The organism is Streptomyces sp. NPDC032198 (assembly GCF_040636975.1).
Lineage (GTDB): Bacteria > Actinomycetota > Actinomycetes > Streptomycetales > Streptomycetaceae > Streptomyces.
Window position 1 is genome coordinate 89,294 of record NZ_JBEZVL010000006.1, and the last position, 13,154, is coordinate 102,447.

Consider the following 13,154-nt stretch of genomic DNA (forward strand, 5'->3'; position numbering starts at 1 on the left):
TTCACTCGCCCGAGAGGAGCGCGACCGGGTCGAGGGTCTCGTCGCCCTGGGTCCAGTTGCAGGGGCACAGCTCGTCCGTCTGCAGCGCGTCGAGGACCCGGAGGACCTCCTTGGGGTTACGGCCCACGGAACCGGCGGTCACCATCGTGAACTGGATCTCGTTGTTCTGGTCGACGATGAAGACGGCGCGCTGGGCGAAGCCGTCCTCGCCCTCGATGCCGAGGTCACGCATGAGCTCGTGCTTCGAGTCGGCCAGCATCGGGAAGGGCAGGTCCGTCAGGTCCGGGTGGTCCTTGCGCCAGGCGTGGTGCACGAACTCGGAGTCACCGGAGAAGCCGAGGATCTGGGCGTCGCGGTCAGCGAACTCGTCGTTCAGCTTGCCGAAGGCGGCGATCTCGGTGGGGCACACGAAGGTGAAGTCCTTGGGCCACGCGAAGACGATCTTCCACTTGCCCTCGTAGGTCTTGTGGTCGATCTGCTTGAACTCAGCGCCCTTCTCCAGCGAGACGCAGGCGGTCAGATCGAACTGGGGGAACTTGTCACCGACAGTGAGCACGGACTCTCCTTGCAGCATAGGAACCCCGGTAAGGGGCTCCAGGGGGTTGGACTGCTGTCAATCGTGGCACAGAGTGCATTGATTAGGGAAATAGCTACACTCTGTCCTGTTGATCGGAGGTGGCTATTAGTGGCGGCCATAAATAGGGGCAAACAGCCCAGTCTGGCGCAGCTGCGCGCCTTCGCGGCCGTGGCCGAGCACCTGCACTTCAGGGACGCGGCGGTAGCAATAGGCATGAGCCAGCCCGCGCTCTCCGGCGCCGTCTCCGCCCTGGAGGAGACACTCGGTGTCACCCTGCTCGAGCGTACGACCCGCAAGGTGCTGCTCTCGTCGGCCGGTGAGCGGCTCGCGGTGCGGGCCAGGGCCGTGCTCGACGCGGTCGGGGCGCTGATGGAGGAGGCCGACGCGGTGCGCGCCCCGTTCACGGGCGCGCTGCGGCTCGGCGTGATCCCGACCGTGGCGCCCTATCTGCTGCCCACGCTCATCGGGCTCGTCCACGAGAAGTACCCGGACCTCGATCTCCAGGTGCACGAGGAGCAGACGTCCTCGCTCATCGAGGGGCTCGGCGCCGGACGCCTCGACCTGCTGCTGCTCGCCGTGCCGCTCGGTATGCCCGGCGTCACCGAACTGCCGCTGTTCGACGAGGACTTCGTGCTCGTCACGCCGCTGGACCACTGGCTCGGCGGGCGCGAGGGCATTCCGCGCGACGCCCTGCGCGAGCTGAACCTGCTGCTGCTCGACGAGGGGCACTGCCTGCGCGACCAGGCCCTGGACATCTGCCGGGAGGCGGGCCGCGCGGACGCCCCGGTGACCACGACCGCCGCCGGGCTCTCCACCCTCGTACAGCTGGTGGCCGGCGGGCTCGGTGTGACACTGCTTCCGCGCACCGCGGTCCGCGTCGAGACCAGCCGCAGCAATCAGCTGCTCACCGGGTTCTTCGCGGACCCGGCGCCGACCCGGCGCATCGCCCTCGCGATGCGTACGGGGGCCGCGCGGGCGGCGGAGTACGAGGCACTCGCCGCCGCGATGCGGGGGGCAGTGAAGCCGTTGCCGGTGCGGGTGTTGTGACCCCGCACCGGCAACGTACCGCTTCTGGCGGGGGAGTTACTCCGTGCGCAGGCCGTCCGGGCGCATCATGCGCCACAGCGGCGGCAGGCTGAGCAGCGTCACGACCGCGACGAGGACGGCGCCCGCGGCCGTCAGGGGCGCGAACAGCCACCAGTCGGTGACCGAGTGCTGGATCATGCGGACCATGACCCAGCCGAGGCCGATGCCCCCCGCCACGGCGAGCGCCAGGCCGATCGCGACCGGGATCGCGGTCTGCCACAGGATCGACCAGGCCATCGACGCGCGGCGCGTGCCGAACGCGGTGAGCGCGGCAAGGAGGCGCTTGCGCTCCCGCAGTTGCTCGATCATCGAGACCAGCATGGACGCCGCGATCAGCGCCATCGTCGCCATCGCGCCGATCTGCAGGCCCTTCTGGATGGTGGCGTACTGCTTGTCGCGCTCGATCGCCCGCAGCGTCCGCACGTCGAGGAACGGGTCGACGTGCGCCCCGGCGTTGCGGATGTACTCCTCGGCGTCCGGGACGTCCGGGTCGACCTTGATCATCGCGGTCGTGGCGGCTTCGGCCATCTTGGACAGGTCGATCGCGCCGGGCGTGGCGAAGATGCCGTTGTGCAGCTCGCCGCCCGGGTCGGAGCGGGCCTTGACCGTGCGGGAGTCGGCGGGCAGCGTCCACGGGGCGTGCCGGTGGCCGGGCTCGTCCCAACTGATGGCGTTCAGGTCGACCGGCTTGCCGGGGCGCGCCGCTTTGTCGACCCACTTGTCCATCGCGGTGCCGGTGTGCACGACGAAGGTGTCGCCGTCTTCGCAGCTGCCGATGTGGGCGAGCTCGCGCAGGTTCGCGCAGGTGGCGACCGTCAGCTCCGTGGTGGGCCGCATGTCGTCCGCATTCTTGAGCTTGCCCGGCTTGACGACGTACGTGGACACCGTGCCGATGACCTTCTCGACGCCCTTGGTCGTGCGGAACGTGTCGATCATCCGCTCGGCGAGCTCGCCGTCGCCGACGTCGGCCGTGACGACCAGCTTGGCGCGGCCGGGATTGTTGTCGGTCGCCTGGTTGAAGTCGTCGTGCATCGCGACGAACAGCATCTGCAGGGCGACCGCGCCCGCCACCGCGACGGTGATGCCGCTGACGGCCCGTGCCGCCGTACCGCTGCTCAACTGAAGCCTGCGGGTGGCCAGTTGCCAGGGGATGGGGCCGCCGCCGCGCAGCTTCGCCACGCTCGCCTCGACGAGCCAGGGCAGCAGCGCGGCCAGGCCCACCAGGGTGAGCGTCGCACCCGCGCCGATGGCGAGGACCGGCGGGGCCATGTCGCCGCCGACCTGGCCCGCGGCCAGCAGGATCCCGAGGCCGAGGAGCGGCATCACGATGCGCCACCACAGACGGCGCTTGCGGGGCTTGCTGCTGCGCACGACGCCGAGCGGCTCGATGGAGACGGCCCGCAGCGAGATCAGCGTGACCAGGACGGCCGTGACCGGCACGGCGAGCAGGATCAGCACGGCGAGGGCGGGCACCGGCACCACGTCGGAGGGGAAGGCGCTGATCTTCCACCCATCGAGCGTGCCGATCACCTCGCGCACGCCCAGGAAGAACAGACCGCCCGCTGCCATGCCGAGCAGCGCGCCGCACAGGGCCTCGCCCGCCGCGATCCGCCGCACGCTGTGGGCGTCGGCGCCGACGAGACGCAGCGCGGCGAGACGCCGGTCGCGCCGGTCGCCGCCGAAGCGGACCGCCGTGCCGATGAAGATGATCACCGGGGTCAGCAGAACCACGCAGATCAGGACCACCAGGACGACCAGCATCGGGTCCAGGGGTTCCGCGGGCTCCTTGTAGCCGAAGCTTTCGACGCGGTGGCCGCCCTTGGCCGGGGTGAGGGCGTCGGAACCGGCGTAGTAGTAGAGCTCCTGGGGGTTGGTCAGGCCGGCGTCGCCGATGGTGCCGGTGACGCGGTACTGGCTGTACCGCTCCTTGAGGAGGGCGCCCTCGGAGCTGCCGAGGAGCTCGCGCAGGGCGGGCGACACGACCATCTCGCCGTCCGCCGGGATCTTCTTCAGGCCGGGCGGCAGGGCCGGGTGCGAGCCCTCGGCGCGCAGCACGCGGCCGCTCACCGGCTTGTCGCGGAAGTCGGTGGGAACGTCGCGCTGCAGGACCGTGGAGTCCGACCGCTCGACCTTCTTGCCCGAGAACTGACCCTCGGCCGAGCGGGCCACCGAGCGGTCCTCTCGGTTCTGGAGCAGGTTGGGCACGGATGCCGCGCCGAGCAGCAGGGCCACACCGAGGCCGACGCCGACCGCGGTCAGGAGGGTGCGGGTCCAGCCCTCGCGGCCGCCGCCGACGGCGAACCGGATACCCATGGCGAGATCGCGGACGAAGGCGCGGGGTCCCCCCTTGGACACAGCCGCGGTGTCGTCGGCGAGCGGCGGCCGGGCGCCCGTGGCGGCCTTGGCGCGGGTGTCGAGGCTCATATCGCCCGCTCCATGTCCCGTGACCTGCCGTCGCGTACGACGATCTCGCGGTCGGAGTAGGCGGCGACCCGCGTCTCGTGGGTGACCAGAACGACGGCGGCGTTCGTCGAGCGCGCGGCGTCGGTGAGCAGCTCCATGACGCGCTCGCCGTTGAGGGAGTCCAGGGCGCCGGTGGGCTCGTCGGCGAAGAGCACGCGCGGGCTGGTGGCGAGCGCGCGGGCCACGGCGACGCGCTGGCCCTGGCCGCCGGAGACCTCGCCGGGCCGCTTGGCGGCGACGTCCTCGACCTCCAGGCGCTCCATCCAGGTGCGGGCGGTCGCCTCGGCGTCCTTGCGCTTGGCGCCGTTCAGGCGCAGCGGAAGCGCGACGTTCTCCACGCACGTCAGCTCGGGGACGAGTTGCCCGAACTGGAAGACGAAGCCGAACTCGCTGCGGCGCAGGGCGCTCAGCGTGGTGTCGGGCAGGCCCGTGAGCTCGCGGCCGTTGTACGTGATGGAGCCCGAGTCGGGCTTCACGATCCCCGCGAGGCAGTGCAGAAGCGTGGACTTGCCGGAGCCGGAGGGGCCCATCACGGCGACGACCTCGCCGGGGTGGATGGAGAACTCGGCGTCGTCGAGCGCGGTCGTCGGACCGTACGTCTTGCGCAGCCCGGAGGCGGTGAGGAGGGAACCGGCGGGGGTCATGCGGAGCGAACCTCCTGGGCGAGCCTGCCGAGGCGCGCGGCGGCAAGCTCCAGCCAGCGCAGATCGGCTTCGAGATGGAACAGCGCGTGGTCGCAGATCAGCTGGTCGGCGAGGTCACCCTTGCGCTTGCGGTCGGTGAGGATGCGCATCAGGCGCAGGTGCTCGGCGCGCTGGGCGTCGAGCATCTCCGAGGCGTCGCGCTCGGTGAGGAGCGCGAGGACGACCTTCGTGTAGAGGGTCGACTGGAGGTAGGGCTCGGGCTTCTCCGGGGTGGCGAGCCACTGCTCGACATCGGTGATGCCGGCTTCGGTGATCGCGTACCGCTTGCGTTCGGGGCCGCCGCCCGCCTCTATGCCGTCGACCTCGACGAGGCCGTTCTTCAGGAGGCGGGACATGGTCGAGTAGACCTGCCCGTAGTGCAGTGGCTTGTCGTGACCGAACTTCTCGTCGAAGGTGCGCTTGAGGTCGTAGCCGTGGCGCGGGCCCGACTCAAGGAGGCCGAGGAGGGTGTGACCGATGGACATGCGGAGCACTCTACACGGTGTGTATACCCGCCATGTATACCGGTCACGGGGAGCTCACAGGTTCGAAATGCGGGCAACCTTCTGGGCCCCAGGACCGTCGGTTAACTCGGGGAGTCACCGGTTCCTATGGGGCAGGTGCTGATTGTCACGTCCGGAAAAGACCGGATCGGCAGTCCTTTGTCCCTAGGTGCGGTGTTAGCTTCTTGAGCTGACTTGCCAGCCATCGGACACACGAACGAGACGAAGCGGAGCACTTACTCTCATGGGCCGAGCGGAAGAGCGACAAGCGCGGCAGCGCGGCGCGCGCCGGGCAGCGCGCGTGCGCCCCGCCGGCGGTGGCAAACCCAAGCGCACGGGCATACGCCGCTTCTTCACCCTGAAGAAGATCCTGGGCACGTTCTTCGGACTCTGCCTGCTCGGCATGCTCGGCTTCGTGATCCTCTACATGATGGTCGACGTACCCGAGGGCAACGCCGCGGCCAAGCTCCAGAGCAACGTCTACAAGTACAGGAACGGCGACGTCATCGCCAGGACCGGCGAGCTGAACCGCGAGGTCGTCGACCTGAACAAGGTGCCGAAGAAGGTGCAGCGCACCTTCGTGGCCGCCGAGAACAAGTCCTTCTACAAGGACAAAGGCGTCGACTTCAAGGGCACGGCCCGCGGCCTGATCAACACCGTCACCGGCAAGGGCAAGCAGGGCGGCTCGACGATCACCCAGCAGTACGTCAAGAACTACTACTTGACGCAGGACCAGACGGTGACCCGTAAGTTCAGGGAACTGGTCATCTCACTGAAGGTGGACCAGAACAAGAGCAAGGACTACATCCTCGCCGGGTACATCAACACCAGCTACTACGGACGGGGTGCCTACGGCATCCAGGCCGCGGCCCAGGCGTACTACGGCATCGACGCCGAGAAGCTGAGCGTCTCGCAGGGCGCCTACCTCGCCGCTCTCCTCCAGGCCCCCAGTCAGTACGACTGGACGTCGGCCACGGACGCCAGCAAGAAGCTGGTCGAGGCGCGCTGGAACTACGTGCTCGACAACATGGTCGAAGAGGGCTGGCTGCCCGCGGCCGAGCGCGAGGGGCTGAAGTTCGCCAAGCCGGATCCGCCCAAGGCCGCGCCCGGCCTGGAGGGTCAGACCGGCTACCTCGTGAAGGCGGCCAAGGACGAGGTCATGAAGGCCGGCCACCTCAGTGAGAAGCAGTTCGACGCGGGCGGCTACACGATCACGCTCAACATCGACAAGAAGAAGCAGAAGCTTCTGGAGAAGGCCGTCGACAAGAAGCTGAACGACCAGCTCGACCCGGACAAGCGCAAGGCCGACGCCCGGGTGCAGGCGGGCGCCGCGTCCGTCGACCCCAAGACCGGCAAGGTCCTGGCGATGTACGGCGGCCAGGACTACGTCAAGCACTTCACGAACAACGCCACCCGGCGCGACTACCAGCCGGCCTCCACCTTCAAGCCGCTGATCCTGGCCGCGGCCCTGGAGAACGGTTCCACGACGCAGTCCGGCCAGCCGATCACGGCGAACACGATCTACGACGGCACCAGCGAGCGCCCGGTCAAGGGCAGCGACGTCGGCTTCGCGCCGCCGAACGAGGACGACAAGAGCTACGGCCCCGTCACCGTCCAGAAGGCGATGAACAAGTCCATCAACTCCGTCTTCGCGCAGATGGGCGTGGACGTCGGCATGGACGACGTCCTGGAGACCGCGGGCAAGCTCGGCATGGACGTCGAGGGTCTGCCCGCCGTGCCCGCGCAGACCCTGGGCACCATGGGCGCGAGCCCGCTGGAGATGGCGGGCGTCTACGCCACGCTCGACAACCACGGCAAGAAGGTCACTCCCACGATCGTGGCCTCCGTCGAGCACAAGGACCGCTCGATCGAGATGCCGGACCCGATCGGCGAGAACGTCGTCGACCGCGGCACCGCGGACTCGCTCACCTCGGTCCTGACCGGCGTGGTCGACGACGGCACGGGCCGTGCGGTGCGCAGCCCGGTGCAGGACGTGGCGGGCAAGACCGGTACGTCCGACGACAACAAGTCGGCCTGGTTCACCGGCTACACGCCGAAGCTGGTCACCTCCGTCGGACTGTTCGGCGAGGGCGCGGCCGGCACCGCCGAGCAGAGCAAGCAGGTCTCCATGAAGGGCGCGGGCGGCCTGCCGCGTGTCGACGGCGGCAGCTTCCCGGCGCAGATCTGGGCGGCGTACACCTTCGACGCGATGGGCTCGCCCAGCAAGTTCGACCTGGACACCTCCATGGGCGCGGCCATCGCGCCGCCGCCGGACCCGACGACGCAGGCCCCGAAGGAGCCGACGGAGGAGCCCTCGGAGACCAAGGACCCGACGACGAAGCCGCCGACGGACGACCCGACGACGGACAAGCCGACGGAGACTCCGACGACGCAGGAGCCGACGGACGACCCGACGACGCAGGAGCCGACGGACGACCCGGAGGACCCGGACCCGACGACCACCATCGACATCCCGGAGAACCCGAACGGGCGGCCGAACAGGGACTGACGGACGGCCACACGCCACACGAAGGGGCCCGGAAGCACCTGCTTCCGGGCCCCTTCGCCGTGCACTGCTCCGGGCTCAGCAGTGGTTCAGCCGTGGTTCAGCTCGAACCACACGACCTTGCCGGTGCTCAGCCGCGTCGCGCCCCACCGCCGGGCCAGTTTGTTGACCAGGTAGAGGCCGCGTCCGCCCTCGTCCGTGGCCCGCGCCTGCCGCAGCCGCGGCAGTTGCGGCACGTCGTCGCCGACCTCGCAGCGCAGGACGTCCGTGCGCAGAAGCCGCAGCGTCACCGGGCGTGTGGCGTACCGCACGGCGTTCGTCACGACCTCGCTCACCAGGAGCTCCACGGAGTCGTTCAGCTCCTCCAGGCCCCACCGCTCCAGGGCGCTGCGGGCCAGGCGACGCGCGCGGGACGGAGTGGCGTCCTCCGGTTCCAGGAACCAGTACGCGACGTCGCTGGGCGCGATGCCGTCGAAGCGGGCGGCGAGCAGCGCGATGTCGTCGTCCCGGTCGCCGGGGCCGAGCATGTCCAGGACGTCGTCGCATAGGGCCTCAAGGGGCGGCGGGTGGTCCGGTCCCGTCAACTGGGCGGTGGCGGCGAGCCGTTCGCGCAGCTGCTCTATGCCGGTCCACACGTCACGCAGTCGGGACTCGACGAGGCCGTCCGTGTAGAGCAGCAGCGTGGCGCCCGCGGGGGCGTCGAGCTCCACGGCCTCGAAGTCGACGCCGCCCACGCCGATGGGGGCGCCCGGCGGCACCCGCAGGACCTCCGCACGGCCGCCCAGGTGCAGCAGGACGGGCGGCGGGTGCCCGGCGTTGGCGATGGTGATGCGGTGCGCGACCGGGTCGTAGACCGCGTAGAGGCAGGTCGCCATCCGGTCCGAGCCGAGCCGCTGGGCCTGCTCGTCCAGGTGGTGCAGGACCTCCTGGGGCGGCAGGTCGAGCCCGGCCAGGGTCTGGGCCGTGGTCCGCAGCTGGCCCATGATCGCCGCCGAGGTCATGGAGTGCCCCATGACGTCGCCCACGACGAGCGCCACCCGGCTGCCGGGCAGCGGGATCGCGTCGTACCAGTCGCCGCCGACCCGTGCCGTCTCGGCGGCCGGGAGATAGCGGGACGCCAGGCGGACACCGGTCGGGCGCGGCAGGGTCTCGGGCAGCATCGTGCGCTGCAGCTCGTCGGCGATGTACGCCTCGCGGCCGTAGAGCACGGCCTTGTCGATGCCGAGCGCGCTGTGCGTGGCCAGCTGGGCGGCGACCAGGAGGTCGTCGGCCTCGAAAGCGTGCCGGTCGGGGCGGCGCAGGAACACCGCGGCGCCGATCACCCGGCGCCTGCCCCGCAGCGGCGCGAGGATCGTCCGCTGCCCGGAGGGCACCGCGCGTCCCTCGCCGAGCAGTTCGGGCAGTGCGGCGCGGGCCGCGGGGGCGTCGGCGAAGACCGGGCGCACACCGCGCAGGACCTCGGCGAGGGCGCCGCCGGGCAGCACCTCGCACAGCTCGGCGGTCGTCACGAGGTCGGTCTGCACCTGGAGGGCGGGCAGGGTGCCGCTCTCGGTGTCGGGCTCCTCCGCTCCTTCCTCGATCGAGCGCAGCCGGTCGGTGCGGCGCAGGCGCAGGATGAGCGCACCGCTGGGCCGCTCCTCGCCGACCGGCAGCGGGTCGCGGAGATAGACCAGTATCGCGTCGGAGAACGTCGGCACCGTGGCCCGGCACAGGCCCATCACGATCTCGTCCAGGTCGATGCCGCGGGCGATGCGCCGGGTCGCGGCGCCCACGAAACGCAGCCGGTCGCCGTCGCGTCGCATCGCCGCGGGGCCGGAGCCCGGCGGCCGTGGCTGTCCCGTACGCCTCTCCTCACCGCCGGGGGCGCCCGGGGGGACGCCGTCAGGGATGTCCTGCCCGCCCTGCCCGGCCCCTTGGTCGGGGCGCGGCCGGTGCGGGTCGGGCTGCTGCCCGAAGGCCCCGGACGACTGGGAGTGCTCGTCGCTGGGGCTCGCCGTGGAGTCGCCCGCCCGGGCCTGGGCCTGAGCGGGTAAAGCGACCGCGCCCGGGGTGTCCCGCGCCTTCGGGGCACGCGCCTGCGCCCCGCGGGGATCCGCGGGGGCGGCGGGCCGGGCAGCTCGGGGCTGCCGGCCCTCGTCGGGGATGGAGTGCTCCGTCACGCGTTTCGAATCCGTCCGTCCGGGGCTGCGCCTTGGTGTCCGGTGGCTACGTTGGTCAGCCGCGTCGGCAGTGCAGGAAGAGCTGGTGCTCGGGGTTGGGGCCTCCCCTGGTCGAACGAAGTGGAGAGCTTGGGGAAACGTCGGTGCTCGCCGGGGTGTACGAGTACGTGTCCTCCTCGACGATGTCGAAGCCCGCGTCACGTACGACCTGGCGCAGTTCGCCCCGCAGGTATCCGGATACCCGGATTGTGTGCCCCAGGAACGGAATTCCCGCGTCGTCCAGGTCGGCCTCGACCATGGAGAGCGCGAGCAGGCCACCGGGGCGCAGCAGTCCGTGCAGCAGCCGCAGAGCGTACGGGATCTCGGCGCGCGGCAGCATCAAGAGCGCGAAGAATGCCGCGATCCCGTCGAACTTCCCCACACCTTCCGGGCCTTCGGCCCGCAGCGCCGCCACGTCGAGCTGCCGGAATTCGGCATTCTGACCCGGTACGTTCTTCCTGGCGAGGGCGAGCATGCCGGAGGAGAGGTCGATGCCGAGCACGGTGTGCCCGGCATCGGCGAGCTGACGGGCGGTCGGCACGCCGGTGCCGCAGCCCACGTCGAGCACCCGCGACCCGGGCGGTAGCGCGTCGGACAGCCAGCGCCCGGCGGCCAGTTGGCCGTCCTTGCGCGGGAAGGCGTCGTCGTAGTACTGACCGATGGCGTCGAAGGCCTCGGCCTGCCCCGTCCGGTCGGGCAGCACGCCAAAAGGCCCGCCGTACCGGTCGAACCGGCTCGCATCGCTCACGTTCTGCCGCCCTTCGATGACATCCTGTCAGGCAACGCGCAAGCTCAGGGAGTTGCTGCTGAGTTGCTGCTGTGCGCCCTTGCGGAGGACGATCCTACGTTTGAACCATGGGGGCGCATCAAGGGTCTCATGACGTCACATGCGCAGGCGTGCGGTCCCAGTCATCCGGAAGGGCCGGAATCGCCCAGTCCGGGTCGGGGCGCCAGTGCGGCCAGTTGTCCGAAAACGGCAGTCCCCACGCGTGGATCACCTCGATGGCGGCGTCCCCGGCGGCCCGCACCTGCCGCGCCTTCTCCGCTCCCATCAGTCCGGAGCGCTGGGCCTGGACGAACTCGTCCTCGTCGTGCCACTGCCATGTCCGGTCGGGCCGCACGGAGATGTCCAGAAAGTGATCCTCGGAATCGATACCTCCGGCCCAACGGGCGCGCGGCTCCTCAAGATTCACGTACCAGTTCTTGAACTGCCATCCCGGATCCCAGAACAGCCACACCGACCACGGCTCCGCGGGGCGGGCCAACTTCAGTACTCCGGTGCCGAACCAGCGGTCCCTGCGCAGCGCGCGCGGCTTGGTGTAGCGGGTGGCGAGCGGCTCGTGGTGCACGGGAGTCCCGTCGGCGATGACGGGTTTCACGCATTCGGTGCCGGGGGCCATCCATACGGCGAGCAGCTCTTCGGTGTCCTGCACGACCGTGACGGGCCGGCAGATGTGGATCCCGTTCCCGGCGTTCTCCTTGTACCGCCACAGCACCTGGGCGCCGGGGGCCCAGTGTGCCGCTTCGCTGCTCGTCGTTGGCGGCGTGGTGAGGTCTGTCATGCAGAGATATTAGTCGGCGCCCGGACAAACTCTTCAGAACGTGTCCGGGCGTAAAGGAGACAGCTGCTGGAACAGCTGCCGCGACAGTCGCTACGGATGCGTCATGCGCAGTACGTCCAGTGCCTCGTCCAGCTGCGTCAGGGTGAGGTCGCCCCGCTCCACATAGCCGCTTTCGAGGACGACTTCCCGGATCGTCTTCCGCTCGGCCAGGGACTTCTTGGCGACCTTCGCCGCCTCCTCGTAACCGATGTACTTGTTCAGCGGAGTGACGACCGAGGGCGAGGATTCGGCGTACTCCCTGGCCCGCTCGGCGTTCGCGGTGATGCCGTCCACCGTCCGGTCGGCGAGGAGCCGCGAGACGTTGGCGAGGAGCCGCACGGACTCCAGGACGTTCTTGGCGATGACCGGCAGCATCACGTTCAGCTCGAAGTTGCCGGCGGCGCCCGCCGCGGCGACCGTCGCGTCATTGCCGGTGACCTGCGCGGCGACCATCAGGGCCGCCTCCGGGATGACCGGATTCACCTTGCCCGGCATGATCGAGGAACCGGGCTGCAGATCGGGCAGGTTGATCTCGGCGAGGCCGGTCCGCGGCCCCGAGGCCATCCAGCGCAGATCGTTGGCGATCTTCGTGAGGCCGACGCCGATCGTCCGCAGCTGCCCACTGGTCTCGACGATCCCGTCCCGCGCGCCCTGGGCCTCGAAGTGGTCCCTGGCCTCGGTCAGCGGCAGGCCCGTGGCCCGCGCCACCTCGCTGATCACGGCCGCCGAGAAGCCGGGCGGGGTGTTGATGCCGGTGCCCACCGCCGTGCCGCCCAGCGGCAGTTCGGCGAGGCGCGGCAGTGAGGCGTTGAGCCGCTCGATGCCGTACCGGATCTGGGCCGCGTAGCCGCCGAACTCCTGGCCGAGCGTCACGGGCGTGGCGTCCATCAGGTGCGTGCGCCCGGACTTCACCACGTCGGCGAACTCCGCCGACTTGCGTTCGAGGGCGGTCGCCAGGTGGTCGAGCGCCGGGATCAGCTCCTGCGTGACGGCCCCGGTGGCCGCGATGTGGATCGAGGAGGGGAAGACGTCGTTCGACGACTGGGAGGCGTTCACGTGGTCGTTCGGGTGGACGTCACGGCCGAGGCGCTCCGAGGCCAGCGTCGCCAGGACCTCGTTCGTGTTCATGTTGGACGACGTGCCGGATCCGGTCTGGAAGACGTCCACGGGGAACTGCTCGTCCCAGCGGCCGTCGACCACCTCGGCGGCCGCGTCCGCGATCGCCTGGGCGACGTCCTTGTCGAGCACCCCGAGGTCCGCGTTCACCGTCGCCGCCGCGGCCTTGATCCGGGCCAGCGCGGCGATGTGCGCACGCTCCAGGCGCTGCCCGGAGACGGGGAAGTTCTCCACCGCGCGCTGCGTCTGGGCCCGCCACTTGGCGTGTGCGGGGACCCGTACCTCGCCCATGGAGTCGTGCTCGATCCGGTACTCACCGCTTGCGCTTGCGCTGGCGTCGCTGGTCATGCCACGAACCTACCTCTCCGTCAAACCTCGATGAAAAGTTGAGCACTTGTCTTGTTCTAGGTATTCCCAAGGC

10 protein-coding genes are annotated in these 13,154 nt (G+C 70.2%); 2 read left to right on the plus strand and 8 right to left on the minus strand.

Translation table 11 applies throughout. The features are described from left to right. Position 1: 1 nt before the first annotated feature. Entirely contained in the window at positions 2 to 556 is a 555-nt protein-coding gene (locus AB0E78_RS17160) for a peroxiredoxin (RefSeq protein WP_361832984.1), read from the minus strand. Positions 557 to 685: 129 nt separating this feature from the next. Here AB0E78_RS17160 and AB0E78_RS17165 point away from each other — a divergent pair, with 129 nt between their 5' ends. Further along, positions 686 to 1,624 carry a LysR substrate-binding domain-containing protein gene (locus AB0E78_RS17165; protein ID WP_361832986.1) on the plus strand — a complete coding sequence of 313 codons (939 nt, stop codon included), beginning with the start codon at positions 686 to 688 and terminating at the stop codon, positions 1,622 to 1,624. Between the two features lie 36 nt (positions 1,625 to 1,660). Here the strand turns inward: AB0E78_RS17165 and AB0E78_RS17170 are convergent, their stop codons facing one another. The 3 genes from AB0E78_RS17170 to AB0E78_RS17180 form a co-directional block, all read right to left on the minus strand. Next, positions 1,661 to 3,976: an FtsX-like permease family protein gene (locus AB0E78_RS17170; protein WP_361833777.1), complete on the minus strand. Its 2,316-nt coding sequence runs from the start codon at positions 3,974 to 3,976 to the stop codon at positions 1,661 to 1,663. A 107-nt stretch (positions 3,977 to 4,083) separates the two neighbouring features. Then, positions 4,084 to 4,770 carry an ABC transporter ATP-binding protein gene (locus tag AB0E78_RS17175; protein ID WP_361832988.1) on the minus strand — a complete coding sequence of 229 codons (687 nt, stop codon included), beginning with the start codon at positions 4,768 to 4,770 and terminating at the stop codon, positions 4,084 to 4,086. Next, on the minus strand, positions 4,767 to 5,294 hold the full coding sequence (locus AB0E78_RS17180; protein WP_361832990.1) for a PadR family transcriptional regulator: 528 nt from the start codon (positions 5,292 to 5,294) through the stop codon (positions 4,767 to 4,769). The genes AB0E78_RS17175 and AB0E78_RS17180 overlap by 4 nt, the downstream gene beginning before the upstream one ends. A 262-nt stretch (positions 5,295 to 5,556) precedes the next feature. On the opposite strand from AB0E78_RS17180, the gene AB0E78_RS17185 reads away from it, so the two are divergent. Then, the gene (locus AB0E78_RS17185; RefSeq protein WP_361832992.1) at positions 5,557 to 7,821 is read left to right on the plus strand and encodes a transglycosylase domain-containing protein; all 2,265 of its coding nucleotides are present in this window, start codon (positions 5,557 to 5,559) and stop codon (positions 7,819 to 7,821) included. A gap of 86 nt (positions 7,822 to 7,907) precedes the next feature. On the opposite strand, the gene AB0E78_RS17190 is transcribed toward AB0E78_RS17185, so the two are convergent. The 4 genes from AB0E78_RS17190 to AB0E78_RS17205 all read right to left on the minus strand — a co-directional run bounded on the left by AB0E78_RS17190 (position 7,908) and on the right by AB0E78_RS17205 (position 13,081). Then, complete coding sequence (locus AB0E78_RS17190) at positions 7,908 to 9,977, minus strand: SpoIIE family protein phosphatase (protein WP_361832994.1); 2,070 nt, start codon at positions 9,975 to 9,977, stop codon at positions 7,908 to 7,910. Between the two features lie 55 nt (positions 9,978 to 10,032). Then, positions 10,033 to 10,764 (minus strand): methyltransferase domain-containing protein, encoded by a 732-nt coding sequence (locus tag AB0E78_RS17195; protein ID WP_361832996.1) that lies wholly within the window; start codon positions 10,762 to 10,764, stop codon positions 10,033 to 10,035. Positions 10,765 to 10,891: 127 nt separating this feature from the next. After that, on the minus strand, positions 10,892 to 11,578 hold the full coding sequence (locus AB0E78_RS17200; protein WP_361832998.1) for a DUF402 domain-containing protein: 687 nt from the start codon (positions 11,576 to 11,578) through the stop codon (positions 10,892 to 10,894). A 90-nt stretch (positions 11,579 to 11,668) separates the two neighbouring features. Next, positions 11,669 to 13,081, minus strand: coding sequence for a class II fumarate hydratase (locus AB0E78_RS17205; protein WP_361833000.1), 1,413 nt, complete (start codon positions 13,079 to 13,081; stop codon positions 11,669 to 11,671). Between the last annotated feature and the right edge of the window lie 73 nt (positions 13,082 to 13,154).

Excerpts from the sequence above, each read along its gene's own strand:
- AB0E78_RS17170 (WP_361833777.1), bottom strand. The coding sequence starts at position 3,976 with ATGGGTATCCGGTTCGCCGTCGGCGGCGGCCGCGAGGGCTGGACCCGC.
- AB0E78_RS17175 (WP_361832988.1), bottom strand. The coding sequence starts at position 4,770 with ATGACCCCCGCCGGTTCCCTCCTCACCGCCTCCGGGCTGCGCAAGACG.
- AB0E78_RS17180 (WP_361832990.1), bottom strand. The coding sequence starts at position 5,294 with ATGTCCATCGGTCACACCCTCCTCGGCCTCCTTGAGTCGGGCCCGCGC.
- AB0E78_RS17185 (WP_361832992.1), top strand. The coding sequence starts at position 5,557 with ATGGGCCGAGCGGAAGAGCGACAAGCGCGGCAGCGCGGCGCGCGCCGG.
- AB0E78_RS17200 (WP_361832998.1), bottom strand. The coding sequence starts at position 11,578 with ATGACAGACCTCACCACGCCGCCAACGACGAGCAGCGAAGCGGCACAC.
- AB0E78_RS17205 (WP_361833000.1), bottom strand. The coding sequence starts at position 13,081 with ATGACCAGCGACGCCAGCGCAAGCGCAAGCGGTGAGTACCGGATCGAG.